This is a genomic window from Variovorax paradoxus (assembly GCF_902712855.1).
Taxonomy (GTDB): Bacteria; Pseudomonadota; Gammaproteobacteria; order Burkholderiales; family Burkholderiaceae_C; genus Variovorax; species Variovorax paradoxus_Q.
Genome location: NZ_LR743507.1, coordinates 4970875 through 4984871, shown reverse-complemented (window position 1 = coordinate 4984871; position 13997 = coordinate 4970875). Strand labels below are relative to the sequence as shown.

Annotated in this window: 12 protein-coding genes and 1 pseudogene; 3 read left to right on the top strand and 10 right to left on the bottom strand. The window is 68.8% G+C overall.

Annotated elements, in window-relative coordinates; translation table 11 throughout:
• Positions 1–126 precede the first annotated feature (126 nt).
• Positions 127–1080 carry a LysR family transcriptional regulator gene (locus AACL56_RS23555; RefSeq protein ID WP_339092212.1) on the top strand — a complete coding sequence of 318 codons (954 nt, stop codon included), beginning with the start codon at positions 127–129 and terminating at the stop codon, positions 1078–1080.
• On the opposite strand, the gene AACL56_RS23550 is transcribed toward AACL56_RS23555, so the two are convergent.
• The 4 genes from AACL56_RS23550 to AACL56_RS23535 are packed head-to-tail and all read right to left on the bottom strand — an operon-like array spanning position 1071 to position 6046.
• A complete protein-coding gene (locus AACL56_RS23550; protein WP_339092211.1) occupies positions 1071–3437 on the bottom strand; it encodes an LPS-assembly protein LptD in 2367 nt (788 codons plus the stop codon). The genes AACL56_RS23555 and AACL56_RS23550 overlap by 10 nt on opposite strands.
• Positions 3438–3471: 34 nt before the next feature.
• Positions 3472–4164 carry a response regulator transcription factor gene (locus AACL56_RS23545; RefSeq protein WP_339092210.1) on the bottom strand — a complete coding sequence of 231 codons (693 nt, stop codon included), beginning with the start codon at positions 4162–4164 and terminating at the stop codon, positions 3472–3474.
• A 4-nt stretch (positions 4165–4168) separates the two neighbouring features.
• Positions 4169–4957, bottom strand: coding sequence for a nuclease-related domain-containing protein (locus tag AACL56_RS23540; protein ID WP_339092209.1), 789 nt, complete (start codon positions 4955–4957; stop codon positions 4169–4171).
• Between the two features lie 18 nt (positions 4958–4975).
• Positions 4976–6046, bottom strand: a complete 1071-nt coding sequence (locus AACL56_RS23535) for a hypothetical protein (protein WP_339092208.1) — start codon at positions 6044–6046, stop codon at positions 4976–4978.
• Positions 6047–6276: 230 nt separating this feature from the next.
• On the opposite strand from AACL56_RS23535, the gene AACL56_RS23530 reads away from it, so the two are divergent.
• Entirely contained in the window at positions 6277–7434 is a 1158-nt protein-coding gene (locus AACL56_RS23530) for a porin (RefSeq protein ID WP_339092207.1), read from the top strand.
• Between the two features lie 179 nt (positions 7435–7613).
• A pseudogene (locus tag AACL56_RS23525) lies at positions 7614–7847 on the top strand (type IV pilus secretin PilQ); the annotation flags it as partial.
• Positions 7848–7941: 94 nt separating this feature from the next.
• On the opposite strand, the gene AACL56_RS23520 reads toward AACL56_RS23525, so the two are convergent.
• The 6 genes from AACL56_RS23520 to AACL56_RS23495 form a co-directional block, all read right to left on the bottom strand.
• A complete protein-coding gene (locus tag AACL56_RS23520) occupies positions 7942–8265 on the bottom strand; it encodes a hypothetical protein (protein WP_339092206.1) in 324 nt (107 codons plus the stop codon).
• Between the two features lie 165 nt (positions 8266–8430).
• Positions 8431–8571, bottom strand: coding sequence for a hypothetical protein (locus AACL56_RS23515; protein ID WP_339092205.1), 141 nt, complete (start codon positions 8569–8571; stop codon positions 8431–8433).
• Positions 8572–8851: 280 nt separating this feature from the next.
• Positions 8852–11050 (bottom strand): TonB-dependent siderophore receptor, encoded by a 2199-nt coding sequence (locus AACL56_RS23510; RefSeq protein WP_425337040.1) that lies wholly within the window; start codon positions 11048–11050, stop codon positions 8852–8854.
• 112 nt (positions 11051–11162) lie between these two features.
• Complete coding sequence (locus AACL56_RS23505; protein ID WP_339092204.1) at positions 11163–11435, bottom strand: hypothetical protein; 273 nt, start codon at positions 11433–11435, stop codon at positions 11163–11165.
• 116 nt (positions 11436–11551) lie between these two features.
• Positions 11552–12982 (bottom strand): amidase, encoded by a 1431-nt coding sequence (locus AACL56_RS23500; protein ID WP_339092203.1) that lies wholly within the window; start codon positions 12980–12982, stop codon positions 11552–11554.
• Between the two features lie 23 nt (positions 12983–13005).
• Entirely contained in the window at positions 13006–13992 is a 987-nt protein-coding gene (locus tag AACL56_RS23495; RefSeq protein WP_339092202.1) for a tripartite tricarboxylate transporter substrate-binding protein, read from the bottom strand.
• Between the last annotated feature and the right edge of the window lie 5 nt (positions 13993–13997).

Genomic DNA, 13997 nt, shown 5'->3' with positions numbered 1-13997 from the left:
CAAGGCCTTGCGGGAGCGGTCTCGCGATAATTTCCCGCACAGGACGTGGCCGGATCTTCTGCCGGCAGGGCCGGCACCGTCCAATACTCGAATCGCATACAACTATTCAAGGCAAAGGCGCAGCACATGGGCCCCGGCAACCGACCCCTGGACCTCGAGTGGCTGGAAGACTTCCAGGCCCTGGCCGACACCGGCAACTTTTCGCGTGCCGCCAAAGCCCGCGCGATCGCGCAGCCGGCCTTCAGCCGCCACATCCGTTCGCTCGAGGAGTGGGTGGGCGTCGACCTGTTCGACCGCAGCGCGCATCCCACCACGCTCACGGCCGCGGGCAAGCGCTTCCAGCCGCTGCTGCAGGACGTGCTCGCGGGACTTCAGAACGCACGCGCCGAGGCCCGCGCCGCGCACGACCTCGACGCCGCCAGCCTGAGCTTCGCCGCCACGCATGCGCTGTCGCTGACTTTCTTTCCGCGCTGGCTGGGCAGCGTGGAGTCGCGCCTGAGCACCGGGCCGATCCAGACCGTTTCCGACAGCTCCCACGCCTGCGAAGACCTGCTGCTGCAGCGCCGCGTGCAGTTCGTGCTGTGCCACGGCCACGTGGGAGCGCCGGGCCGGCTCGACGAGGCGCAGTACCCCGTGCAGCGCCTGAGCGAGGACGTGCTGGTGCCGGTGTCCGCGCCCGGTGCCAGGGGCGTGCCGCTTCATGCGCTCGGCACGGCCGCGGCGCCCGCCGTGCTGGCTTACAGCGAGGCCTCGGGGCTGGGACGCATCATGCGGGCCATGCAGGACAAGGACCGCCAGTTCGGCAAGGACTTCGCCACGTCGCTGTCGGTCGTCTTCACGGCCCACCATGCGGCGCTGCTGCGCACCATGGCCATCGAAGGCCGAGGCCTCGCCTGGCTGCCGATGAGCCTCGTGGCCGACGACCTGCGCAGCGGCGCGCTGGTGGATGCCGGTGCGGGCGGCTGGCGCGTGCCGGTGGACATCCGTCTCTATCGCCAGCAGGCCCCGATGGCAACGGTGGCCGAGGCGCTGTGGGCGCTGGTCACCGAAGGCACCGCCGGCGCCGATGCTCAGTCGTAGTTGGTGAACCGGCTCGGCGAGGCCGCCGGCTGGTTCAGCGGCTGGTAGCCCTGGATGTTCTGCAGCAGGGTGCTGGTCGGGTTCGAGCCGATGTTCTGGAACATCAGCCGCGTGTCGGGCGTGGCACGACCCGACACCAGCCGCTCGAGCACCACGCGGCCGACCCAGCAGCAGGCGTTGTATTCCGCGCCGATCAGGCTGTCGGACATCGCGCGGTCGTGCAGGCTGTAGCTCAGCCGGCCCACCGCATACCAGCGTCCCGGATCGGTGGGCGACCTGCCGCCGAACACCCCGCGCGTGAGTTCGCTCAGCGGCCACTGCCAGTTGAAGTCGACCGTCTTCGTGCCGTCGTTCGCCGTGGTGGTGCTGTCGGCCTGGTAGCGGAATGCGGCGGTGAGCGTGTGGTAGCGCTCGGGCGTGTAGCGCAACGTGAGCGCGTCGCGCGTGGTCTTGCCGCTGTCCATGTTGTATTGCGCCAGTCCGTCGATGCTCCACTTCGGGCTCCAGTGCACCTGCCCGCCGAAGATGAAGTCGCCCGAGCGGTCGGTCACGGCGGTGCCACCCGGCAGCGTCACGTTCTGGTCGCTGAAGCGAAAGCGCTGCGCGATGCCGAAGCGTGCCGATTCCGCGCCGGTCAGGGGGTCGATCAGCCGCGTGGTCACGCCGGTGGTCAGCGTGTCGGTGTCCGACACGCGGTCGTTGCCCGAGAACGCGTTCTCGGTATAGAGCGTGGCAAAGCTCACGTCGTTCGCAGCCGTGTCGTACACCGGCAGCCGGCTCTGGTCGCGGTACGGCGTGTGCACGTAGAAGGCGCGCGGTTCCAGCGTCTGGCGCCAGGCGCGGCCGAACAGGCTGGCATCGCGCTCGAACACCAGGCCGCTGTCCAGGCTCACGGTCGGCACCGCGCTGGTGATGCCGGTGCGCCCGTCGGCCAGCGGCGACGCCAGCTGGTAGGAGGCCGTGTGCAGCAGCAGCTTCGGGATGAAGAAGCCGCCCGGCGACACCCAGGGACGGCTGATCTGCAGGTTGCCCACCAGCCGTTCGCCATCGGGCTGGGCGATGCCGTTGAGCGTGGGCGCGTAGGCCGGGTCGACCTGGAAGCGCGTGTAGTCCAGCGTGCCCGACACGTCGAAGCCGTGCCAGTCGTAGGTGTTGTAGTTGGCCGTGACCTGCGGCACGCGGTTGTACGACGGCGTGATCGGCGACGCGGCGTACTGCAGCGTCTGGTAGGAGAGCGTGCGCGCCTGCCCGCTCCAGTCGCCCCGGGTCCAGTTGAGGTCGGCCTCGTTGGTGAGCTGGCGGGAGGTCAGCGTCGGGGTGTGCGAGAAGTCGCGCCAGTAGTCGTCGTCGCTCACGCGGTTGATGTTGAACGCTGTGCTCAGCGAATCGAGCCCGAAGGGCTTCGCGTCGAGCTGCTGCGTGTGCGAGGCCCACAGGCCCCAGCGGCTGCGGTCGCGCAGCGAATCGCTGGGCATGGTGTCGATGCGCACCTGGCCGCTGTAGCCCTTCTCGAGGTAGCGGAACTCGGTGCCCAGGTTCACGCCGCGGTTGCTCATGATCTCCGGGTACAGCGTGGCGTCCCTGTTCGGCGCGATGTTCCAGTAGTACGGCTGCAGGTACTCGAAGCCGTTGGTGCTGTCGAAGCCGATCACCGGCGGCAGCAGCCCGCTCAGCCGCGCGTTGCTGAGCGGGAAGCTCACCGACGGAAGCGCCGGCGTGGTCGCGCCCAGGAAGCTGATGCGCGCATCGGTCGCGGTGGCCAGGTTGGCCCCGGTGTCGGTGGTCATGGTCGCGGCGCTCAGCATCCACGCCGGCACCCAGCCTGCGTAGTTCTCGCGCAAGCAGGTGGTGTAGGTGACGTGGCGCGCCACAGACACCTGGGGATCGACGAAGTCGATGCGCTCGGCCTCGCCATGCGCGCCCGTCGCCAGCAGGGTGTAGCGCACGTGCTCGAAGAAGCCTTCGAAGCTCTCCACCTTCAGTTGCACCTCGGGCCCTTCGTACACGTTGCCGGCCTGGTTCAGGTGCACGTTGCCGGTGGCCGTGGCAAGGTCGCCGGGCGACTGGTATTCGAGCCGGTCGGCGTTGATGCGGGTGTCGCCGCGCCGCAGCGACGCGTCGCCTTGCACCACCACCTCCAGATCGGGCCGGCCCGAGAGCCGGTTGCCGTCGACCAGGCTGGGCCGCGCACCGCGCTCGCCGGGCGCGATCGTCTCGGCCAGCTGCGGCGTGCGCCGCAGCACCATCGGCGCTTCGGTCCATGCGTCCTGCGCCGGCGCGATGCCTGCGCGCAGCAGCAACAGCCACAGGAAGAACGCCGCCGGCGGCAACGGCCGGCCGCGCCGGCGTGATGTCATGGGCAAAGGGAAATTCCTGGCAGCCGGGAGCGGGTCAGGCGTCGCGCCCGGTCCGCGACTCCCACGCAAAACCCACGCCGTAGACCGAACGGATCCAGTCGTGCGCCGCCGGGACGGCAGCGAGCTTCCTGCGCAGGTTCTTGATGTGCGTGTCGACCGCGCGCTCGTTCACGTCGAGTGCTTCCGGAAACGCCGCCTCCAGCAGCTTCGAGCGCGTGAGCACGCGCCCCGGCTCCTGCGACAGTGCGCGAAGCAGCAGCGACTCGCGCCGTGTCAGCGGCAGGTGGTGCCCGTCGAGCGTCGCGCAGCCGCGCACCGCACCGAAGGTGATCGGCGTTTGCGGCCACGTTGCGCGCGTGCGATGTGCACAGCGGCGCAGCACCACGTGGATGCGTACGGCCACCTCCCTCGGCGAGCAGGGCTTGCCCACGTAGTCGTCCGCGCCCAGTTCGAAACCGCGCAGCCGGTCGGCCTCGCCGTCGCGTGCGGTCAGCATGATGATCGGGTGATCGCTGCGCGCGCGGACCTTCTCCAGGATCTGCAGCCCGCTCACGTGCGGCAGCGCGACGTCGAGCAGCGTGAGCGCCGGCGGTGCGGTGAGGATGCGGTGCAGCGCGACCGCGCCGTCGTCGATGTGCTCGATCTCGTGGCCGGCGCGCTGCAGTTCGTCCTGCAGCGCCGGCGCAGCAGCGTCGCGCGCGTCCTCCACCCACAGGATCCGGCTCATCGCTTCATTGCAGCTTCAGTACGCCGCGGTGCACGGGGCCGCGGGGTGCATGGCCCTTCGCTGCGTTGCGTTCGCTCATGCCGCGGCTGTTGCGCAGGTGGTCGTCGATCGTCAGGTCGCCCTGCAGGTCGGCAAGCAGCTGCAGCGTGCGGTCGATCGCGGCATCGTCCAGCAGCGGATAGCCGTGCTCGCTGCGGCCGTTGCTGCGCGCCACGCGCGCGATGTAGGGCAGGTCCTGCGGCGTGATCACCGCGGTCGGCATCACGCCCTGGAGCTCGACGCCTTCGAACGGCAGCAGCACGAAGTACTGCACGCGCAGGTCCGGCGGCAGCAGGCTGCGCAGGTGCGTGGTCTTGCGCCCGCACTGCCATGCGGGGTCCTTCACCTCGCGCGCCAACGAATGGTCGCGCTGCCGCAGGAACCAGCGCGGCAGTGCCTGCGACGTCTTCCGGTACACCACCGCATTGCGCCAGCCCTTCACCTCGAACAGGTACACGCCGGCTTCGCACACCAGCGCCACGTCGAAGCGGGCGGTGGGCACGGCGCTGCCTTCGTACATCGGAATGATCAGGTTCTGCAGCACGTGCAGGCGACCGAACGCAGGCTTGAATGCCTGCTCGAGCTGGCGGATGCCGACCGTCGTGGCGGTGGTGGTGGCCTGCTCGCCGTCGAGCGGGAACGGATGCCGCGCGAGCGATGCAGCGGCGTCGGGCTGGGCGTGCGGGTGTGCCTGTGTGAGGCCGCGCAGCGAGAGCACGGGGCGGCCGGAAACTTTGTGCAGGGCAGTGGTCATGGAAGGCTCCTTCGAGCTTCAAGGATTGCGCAACTTTCGGGAGACTTTGTGCAGAAAGGGCATCGGCGTGGCCGATGAATCCGCCACCGCATCGATCGGGGTGCCGTTGCCGATGCTTCCCATGAAGACGACCCACGCGAGCGCGAGTTCGCCGTTCGCGGCGGCCAGCACGTGGAGGTCGAGCAGCAGCCCCTGGAAGTCCTCCATGAGCTGCACTTCGGAGATCTCCGCGCGGTCGCGGCGGGCCTTCGACTGTTCGAAGCCGGCGCGTGCGCTCACCACGCGCGCGTAGGCGGCCTGCGCGATGTCGCTGTGCATCTGCAGCCGCTGAAGTGCAGCGGCAACCTGGTCGCGCGCCTGTGCGACTGCCTGCGCATAGAGAGGAGAGCCGGGCATGTCGATGGCCTGCGCTTCCCCGCTGGCGTCGATCGCGCCGGCGGGCCATGCATCGGCATCCGGAGTGGCATCCACGCCGTAGAGCGCGGCGGCCAGGTGGATGTCGGTGCGGTTCGAGAGCACCGACATCGGCAGTTCGCGCGGCACCTCGGCCGCGAAGCGTGGCAGCGACTTGTCCTGCAGCGCGTCGGCCAGCAACGCATTCATTGCCGCCTCGCTCATGTGGCATTGCGTTGCGAGGTAGCCGATGTAGCTGGCGCGTTGCGCACGCAGCTTCTCGATGCTGGCACTTGCGGCGGCTTTTCGCACGTCGAGCTGCTTCGCGAAGTCATCGCGTGGCGGCGCGCTGCCGCGAAGGAGCGAAGACTGCCGCTGCACCGCATCGCGCGTGTTCTCGAGGTAGACCAGCTCGAGCGTCTTCACCTTCAGCGCGATGCAGGCCGCGGCCACGCCGGAGTCGGCACGGCCTTGCGATGCAGCCATCAGCCGGCTCATTGCCGGGTCCTCGAAGCCGCTCCACCACGGCTGCGCATTCAACTGTGCCTTTGCCTGTGCCGGTACGCGCACCTTGTGGCCGGCGAACATGCCCGCGGCCTCCATCGACGTGGCGTGGACCATCGCGATGCTCGTGCCTGCACACGCGATGGCCAGTGCCCCGCACAGCCCCATCAGGAGTGTTCTCGATCGCTTCACCTTGGAGTTCCGTGCTTCGTCATGCATGGATCTTTTCAGGTGAATTGGGAGAAATTTGAAGGAGCGTCGAAGAGGCCTTCATGCAATGCACGAAGGTGTGTGACGCGCGCACACAACAGTCGATGACGCAGAAAACGGATCTACCAAATTCCTCCAGATTTGGACGAAACCATGCGTACAGCCGGTCGATACCGAGCGGCCGCATCAGACCTGAAACTGGAGAAACCTGAATGAAGAAAACCCTCACGGCATTCGCTGCCCTGGCCGTCTGCGGGCTGGCCTCTGCCCAATCGTCCGTCACGCTGTTCGGTGTCGTCGACGCCGGCGTAACCTACCAGTCGGCCACCGCACGCGACGCGATCACGGGCGCGTCGGTCAAGCAAAGCAAGACAAGCCTGGGCAACTCCGGCTACAACTCCAGCCGCCTGGGCTTCCGCGGCACCGAGGACCTCGGAGGCGGCCTGGCCGCGAGCTTCTGGCTCGAAGCGCCCATCACCAACGACGACGGCGCCACCGGCGTGAGCACCTTCAACCGGCGCTCCACCGTGAGCCTGTCGGGCGGCTTCGGCGAGCTGCGCCTGGGCCGCGACTACACCGCCACGTTCTGGAACGACACCGTGTTCGACCCGTTCGGCACCAACGGCTCGGGCACCAACCTGATCAGCACCGTCAGCGGCAACACCACCATCAACAACGCCAACTACGTGCGCGCGAGCAACATGGTGGGCTACTTCCTGCCGCCGAACCTGGGCGGCTTCTACGGGCAGCTGCAGTACAGCTTCCACGAGAACACCAGCACGGACGCGACCACCACCACCGCGGCCACGAGCAGCAGCGCCGGGCGCTACGTCGGCGGACGCTTCGGCTACGCCAACGGCCCGCTGGACGTCGCGCTGGCCGTGGGCCAGAACGTCGCGGTGGACACCGCCGCGCTGGAGCGCAAGGTGCAGACCGTCAACCTCGGCGCGTCGTACGACTTCGGTCCGGTGAAGCTGTTCGGTGAGCTCTCGAACGTGAAGAACAAGTTCGACACGGCGCTGGCGAACACGCACGACAGCTACAACGGCTACCTGATCGGTGCGACCGTGCCGGTGGGTGCGGGCCTGATCCGCGCGTCGTACTCGGTGGTGCGCTACAACGAAGGCGCGGCAGGCATCACGGGCGAGGACCCGCGCGCGCAGAAGCTGGCCATCGGCTACGTGCACAACCTGTCCAGGCGCACGGCGTTGTACGCGACGGTGGCGCGGGTGAACAACCGCAACGACGCCAACTACACGGGCAGCCTGGTGTCGGCCAGCACGGCGGGCTACGGCAGCGCGGTGGTGGGCTTCAGCGGCGTGCCGCGCTCCTCCACCGGCTACGACTTCGGCATCCGCCACGCGTTCTGACGACCCGACGCAGCAGCGCGGCTGAGGGGCTGCGCTGCGCGTAACGGCCCCGGCACCGTGCCTTGCGCGGTGCCGGGGTTCGCGCTGCGCTCATGAGGGGGCTCGAAGCAGCGAGGAGGTGAAGCCGCAGTTTCAAGGCAGGTGAAATGAACAGACAGATATTCGCGGTCCCGCGCTATGCCATCAACACCAAGCACATCCAGACCGAGGTGCTGGTGGAGAACGGCGGCACCGTGGTGATCGGCGGCGTGTTCGACCTGAAGGACACCAGCTCGGAATCGCGCGTGCCGGTGCTGAGCGAACTGCCGGTGGTCGGCGCGGGGTTCCGCACGCGCAGCCGGGTCAACAGCAAGACCGAGATGCTGATCTTCATCAGCCCGAAGATGATCGGCGACCGCAACGCAGCGCGTTGAAGCGCGGGCCGGGCGGTTCGGTATCGACGGCCTCGGAGAGGAAAGACGGCGGGCCTCGCCGTCCTCTCTTTCTCCTGCTCCTTCGACGGCGCTGTCAGGGCGCCGCTCCTGCATGCGCGATTCGGCTTGCCTTGCGCTTGTGCCTGCAGCCGCCGGCACGCCGTGCGGCAGGCGCCGCGCCGGTGCTCGCGTCGATGTTCGCGTCGGTGAGGGCCGAGAGCGTCGACAGGTCGTAGTTGCCCGCGCTGGCGCTTTCGTGCGCGTCGCAGGTGTCGCTGACGGCCGTGAAGACGCCGAGCGCCAGCGTGCAGAAGGCCAGCACGCCCGCGAAGCGCTGCAGCCGCGAGCTTCCTCCGGGCCTGCGCGTTTGCGCGCGGGCAGGGGCTGCGGCCAGCGAGGAGTTCCATCGCGCCTGCATGGTCGGCCCTGGCCCTGGCCGTGGGCGCTGTGCGCTGGCGGAGGTGAGCAGGCCGTTGAAGCGGAGCGCTTGCGAGGCGCCGTGTGTGTGGCGATGCCATGGGCTTTTCATGACCACGATGGTGAACCTCAATACGGGAGGAAATTCGGACGAAGACCGTTGTGTTCAACGGTTGATGCGGCGTGCGTCGCGCGGCCAGCCGTCGCCCAGCAGCAGGCCCAGTCCGCTGGCGCGCAAGGCGGCCGATACGGGGTCGACGAAGAAGCCGCCGACATAGGTTCGCGAGGCGGGAAACGCATCCCGCATGCGCATCCCGCGCCTTCGGCTCAGGCATGGGTGGCGGTGCGCTCGCGGCATCGGGCACCGCGATCCATGCACCCGGCGGCGCCATCGACAGCGCCATGCACTCGGCGCCGTCGAGTTCGTAGACCAGGACGTACTTGCCGCCGGGCAGCCAGGTGCTCGACACCACGCGCGCGTGTGCAGCATCGCTTGCATCGGCATGCGCGGCGACACATGAGAGGCACAGGCACAAGGTGCTTGCGGCCGATGCGATCCGGCGGTGCATGAAGGCCATGGCGTCCGGCTAGAAGTCGATCTTCGCGCTCAGGCTGAAGGTACGCGGGTCGCCGGGCTTGATGTAGCTGTCGTACTGGTATTCCCAGTAGCGGCGGTTCGCCACGTTGTTGATGGCTGCGCGGAAGGTGGTGTTGTGCCCGCCGAGGCGCGTGGCGTAGCTCGCACCGATGTTCGCGACCGTGTAGCCCGGCAGGCTCAGCTGGTTCGATGCATCGAGCATGGTGCCGCCGGTGTACTTCATGTCGGCCGACAGCTTCAGACCCGGCACCTGCGCCACGTCGTACGACACCTGCGCGGTGGCCACCATCTTCGGCGCACCTGCCACGCGGTTGCCCACGTAATTGCTGCCGCGCCGGTAGCCGGCATCGAGCAGCATCAGGTTGCCGCCCACCTGCCACTGCGAGCCCAGCCGCGTGGACGCGCCGAGCTCCAGGCCCTGGTAGATCGACTGGCCGTCCTGCACCAGCACGTTGGCGCTGTTGGCGTACTCGGCGCCGCGCTCGATGCGGAACAGCGCCGCCGTGGCGCTCCAGCGGTCGCGCTCGGTCTTCAGGCCCAGTTCGTACTGGCGGCTCTTCAGCGGGTTCAGCAAGGCCCCGTCGTTCGCGTAGAGGCTGCTCACGGTGCTGCCGGGCTCCAGCGATTCGACGTAGCTGGTGTACAGCGTGGTGTCGGGCGCGGGCTTGAACATCAGCGCCAGCGTCGGCGTGATCACGCCGTTCTTGCGGTAGCTGGAACTCTGCACGCCGGTGGTGCCGTAGGCGTTCTGCTCGTAGTCGGTGCTGCGCAGGCCGGCCAGCACCGACCACCGGTCGGACAGCTTCAGTGTGTCGCTCGCGAACACCGCGCGCTGCGTGATGTCGCTCGGGCGGTAGCGCGCGAAGGCGGTGGTGCTTTCGTAGCCGTTGCCGTTCTGCGCGAAGAGGCTGCCCGTGCCGATGAACTGGTAGATGCTGTTGGCGCTGTAGTCGTTCACCTGCTTCTGCCACGAGGCGCCCAGCGTCACCTGGTGCTCGAAGGCGCCGGTGCGCAGCTTGCCCGTGGCCATGGCCTGCCACTGGTTGAAGCGGTGGCCCTCGGCGCCGTCGTACCGGTAGTCGTCGTAGCTGCCGCCCGCGTCCTGCAGGTAGGCGATGCTTTCGTTGCGGCTGCGCGAGGCGCTGCTGTGGCTGTAGGTGGTGGCGAGCGTCCAGTCGGGCGACAGCTGGTATTGCAGCCCGGTCGAGAACAGCCTGAAATCGGTGGCCAGGTGCTGGCCCGGGCCGACGAGGTTCGCGTTGTCGGCGGCGATGGTCGATGGCAGCACGGTGCCCGTGTAGCTGCCGGTGTAGATCGACGGCGTCTGGCCGGTGGCGGTGCGCTTCTGGTAGAGCGAATCGAAGGTCCAGGTGAGCCTGTCGGTGAGCTTCGCATCGAGTGCGAGCGAGACCGAATCGCGCCGCACGTTGCCGTCGTTGTAGGTCTTGCCTTCCTCGTGCGTGGCGTTGAGCCGGTAGCCGAAGCGGTCGTCCGCGCCGAAGCGCCCGCCCAGGTCGACGTGCTCGCTCCAGATGCCGGCCGTCTTGTAGCCGAACTCGATGCTGCGCACCGGGGTGTCGGCCGGCTTCTTCGTCACGTAGTTGACGATGCCGCCCGGCGTGCCGAAGCCGTACATGAACCCCGACGAGCCCTTGAGCAACTCGATCTGCTCGAACTGTTCGTAGGGCAGCGTGATGGCGTAGCTGAGGAAGGGCTGGCCGTTGATGCGGTAGCCGTTCTGCCAGTCCAGCGGCAGGCCGCGCACCGAGACATAGCTGGCCCAGCTGTTGTAGGCGCCGCTGTTGTCGGACACCGAGGCGTCGAGCGCGAACACGTCGCCGAGCTTGGAGACCTGGCGCTCGGCCATGTCCTCCGAGCGCACCACGGTGGTGGAGAAGGGCGTGTCGAGCTGCGAGCGCGCACCGAGCGCGCCGCTGCTCACCCTGGCGTCGAGGTGTTGCGGCGTGTCGTCGGGCGTGTCGGCGGTGACCGTGACGGTCGGCAGCACGCTGCCGCCGGGCGCGGTGTCCTGCGCCTGGGCGCGGGCACCCTGGGCACAGGCCCAGAGCAGCAGGAGCGTGGCGCGGGCGGGCGGGCCGAATGCGCTGCGGCGGAACGAAGCGGGAGAGGTCGGGGCGGAGGAGGTGGCCGTATCGGCAACCAGGCGGATGGAGCGGCTTGGATTCAACGCAGACTCGTGCAGTGGATAAGAACGGCTCTCATCCTCAAGTCGCATTTCGGAGGAATTTGGGAAGCCGGCCCTCCTGCCCGCGGCGTCTTTCGGGCGGCCCCCTGCGCCCTCAGTGGCCCGCGCCCGGCGACGGCGCCAGGCCGCGCTGCTTCAGGAAGTCGTAGAGGCTGACGGCGAGCACCTGCGCGATGGGAATCGGCAGGACCACCCGCAACGCCGCGACGCGATTGACGGGGCAGTGCTCGGCGCTGTGATCGACGCGGCTCGCATCCAGCGTGATGTGGACGCAGCCCGCGCTGACCCAGTAACCCGAGACGTCGTCCGCGAAGACCTGCGGGGCGTGCAGGTCGTCGACATAGGTGGCTTTTTGCGGTGGGGACATGGGGCTCCGGGTGGCTCTGGAAGTGCAGGAGCCCCGATGATCGGAACCAATCTGGTAGAAAAATCCAGGAAACCGGGCAGGACGCCCGATGCGCCGGCGCGTCGCACCGGTGCCGCTCAGAGGGCCGGCGGACGCCGCGCGGTGAAGTTCGCCGCCGCTTCGAACTGGCTGGCCACCTGCAGCAGCGCGGCATCGCCGTGGAAGCGGCCGACCAGCTGCAGTCCGAGCGGCATCGCGTCGCGGCCGAAGCCCGAGGGCACGCTGACGGCAGGATGACCGGTCATGTTGAACAGCATGGTCCACGGATACCAGTGCGCGCGCACGTTCTCGAAATGCTGGCCGTCGATGTCGATGGTGCCGAACAGGTCCTGCCCGAGCGCGACGGCCGAACGCGTGAGCGTGGGCATCGCCAGCACGTCGGCCTTCTCCAGCAGCCCCTGCACGCGCCTGAAGAGCGCGGAACGCGCGAACATGGCTTCCTGGTACTCGACGCCGCTTACATGCGCGGCCGACGCGACCTGGCGCCTGAAGGTCTCGCTGAAGCTCTCGGGATGCTTCTCGACCAGCGGCGCGAAGCGCGCGCGCCAGACAGTGTGGTTGATGGCGCGCCAGATGGGTTCCACGTCGAAGCCGCTGCCGTCGAAAGGCTCGAGCGTCGCGCCCAGCGCCGCGAGGGTCTGCAGCGCCGAAGCGAAGCTCTCGGACACGTCCCTCGACACCGGCCGGCCCGACGGCGTGAGGCAGTACAGCACATGCTTGCCGCGCAGGTCGCCCTGCGGCCTGGCTGCCTCGATGTAGTCGTGCGCGCGCAGGCCGAGCGACCACGGGTCGACCGGCGATGGCCCGGCCATCGCCTGCAGCATCAGCGCGGTGTCGGCCACGGTGCGCGTCATCGGCGTCACGTAGGTCTGGTTGCCGAACAGGTCTTGCGCCTGGCTGTGCGGGATCACGCCGTTCGACTGCTTCAGGCCCACCACGCCGTTGCAGGCGGCCGGTATGCGCGTGGAGCCGCCACCGTCGGTGGCGATGGCCAGCGGCGCGATGCCCGCCGCAGTCGCTGCCGCGGCGCCGCCGCTCGAGCCGCCGCTGGTGCGCTCCAGGTTCCACGGGTTGCGCGTGCTGCCGAAGAGCGGCGAGTTCGTCATCGGGCCGGAGCCGAACTCGGGCGTGGTCGTCTTGCCGATCAGGATGGCACCTTCGGCACGCAGCCGCGCCACGCTCACGGCGTCTTCTGTGGGCACGTTGTCGCGGTGCACGACCGCGCCGAAGGTCGTTGCCACGCCTTCGGTATTGACGAGGTCCTTCACGGTGAACGGAATGCCGTGCAGCCTGCCGAGGGGGCGGCCCGCGGCGATGTCGGCTTCGGCGCGGTGCGCCTCGGCCAGCGCACGCTCGGGCGTGAGCGTGATGAAGCAATTCAGCGTCGGCTGCAGGCGCTCGGCGCGCGCGAGCACCGCCGTCACCAGTTCGACCGGGGAGAGCCGGCGCGAGCGCACGAGGCCGATGAGTTCGGTCGCGGGCGTGAAGAAGAGCGAGTCGTCGGTCATGGCAAGTTGTGTTGCTCGGTGGTTCATTCGTCGACCACGATGCCGGCCGCCTTGACGATCGGCTCCCAGTTCCTGCGCTCGCGTTGGGCGCGCTGCGCCAGCTCCGCGCGGCCTTCGGCGTGGGCCACGAGGCCGGCGGCCTCGAGGCTGCGTGCGAGTTCGGGCTTGGCTGCCGCCGCGAGGAAGCTGCGCTCCAGCGCGGCCAATGCGGCCGGTGGCGTGGCGGCAGGCGCATACACGGCGTACCAGCTGGTCGCCGCGACGAACTCCGAAAAGCCCTGCTCCTTCGCCGTCGGCACATCGGGCAATGCCGGCAGCCGCTTGTCGCCGCTCAGGCCGAGGAACTTGATCTTTCCGCCCTTGTAGAGCGGCATCATGCTCGCGGCCGCATCCCAGCCCATCGACAGTTCGCCGCCGACCACGTCGACCAGCATCGGCGATGCGCCGCGGTACGCCACCGGCGTCACGTCGAAGCCCTGCGCCTTGGCCAGTGCGAACGCGCCGAGGTGCCCCGAGCTGCCGATGGTCGCGAGGCCCAGCGTGGCCCTGGACGGGTTCTTCTTCGCCCATTCGACGTATTGCTTCATCGAGCTGTAAGGCTGCGATGCGCCGGTGACCACGGCGGTCGGGATCTCCACCAGCAGCGCGACCGGCACGAGGTCCTTCTCGGCGTCGTAGCCGGGTGTCTTGTAGGTCAGCGGCAGGATGGTGAGCAGCGGCGAAGGCGCCAGGTACAGCGTGAGGCCGTCGGCCTTCGACTTCTTCACCACGTCCCATGCGAGCCGCGCCGATGCGCCGGGCTTGTTGTCGACCAGGACGCTGCCGAAGCCGGCATCCTTCAGCTGCTCGGCATACAGGCGCGCGACGGTGTCGGCCGCGCCGCCCGCCGCATAGCCGACGACGATCTTCAGGTTGCCGCCTGCGAGGCCGGGCGGCAGTTCGGCATGGGCGGCCTGGAGCGCGGCCAGCGAGAAGGCTGCGGCAAGGATGTGACGGGCGATCGCATGCATGGGGA

Coding starts and splice junctions, on each gene's coding strand:
- AACL56_RS23530 (WP_339092207.1), top strand. CDS start 6,277: ATGAAGAAAACCCTCACGGCATTCGCTGCCCTGGCCGTCTGCGGGCTG.
- AACL56_RS23495 (WP_339092202.1), bottom strand. CDS start 13,992: ATGCATGCGATCGCCCGTCACATCCTTGCCGCAGCCTTCTCGCTGGCC.
- AACL56_RS23520 (WP_339092206.1), bottom strand. CDS start 8,265: ATGCAGGCGCGATGGAACTCCTCGCTGGCCGCAGCCCCTGCCCGCGCG.
- AACL56_RS23540 (WP_339092209.1), bottom strand. CDS start 4,957: ATGACCACTGCCCTGCACAAAGTTTCCGGCCGCCCCGTGCTCTCGCTG.
- AACL56_RS23555 (WP_339092212.1), top strand. CDS start 127: ATGGGCCCCGGCAACCGACCCCTGGACCTCGAGTGGCTGGAAGACTTC.
- AACL56_RS23505 (WP_339092204.1), bottom strand. CDS start 11,435: ATGTCCCCACCGCAAAAAGCCACCTATGTCGACGACCTGCACGCCCCG.
- AACL56_RS23500 (WP_339092203.1), bottom strand. CDS start 12,982: ATGACCGACGACTCGCTCTTCTTCACGCCCGCGACCGAACTCATCGGC.
- AACL56_RS23515 (WP_339092205.1), bottom strand. CDS start 8,571: ATGCGGGATGCGTTTCCCGCCTCGCGAACCTATGTCGGCGGCTTCTTC.
- AACL56_RS23550 (WP_339092211.1), bottom strand. CDS start 3,437: ATGACATCACGCCGGCGCGGCCGGCCGTTGCCGCCGGCGGCGTTCTTC.
- AACL56_RS23545 (WP_339092210.1), bottom strand. CDS start 4,164: ATGAGCCGGATCCTGTGGGTGGAGGACGCGCGCGACGCTGCTGCGCCG.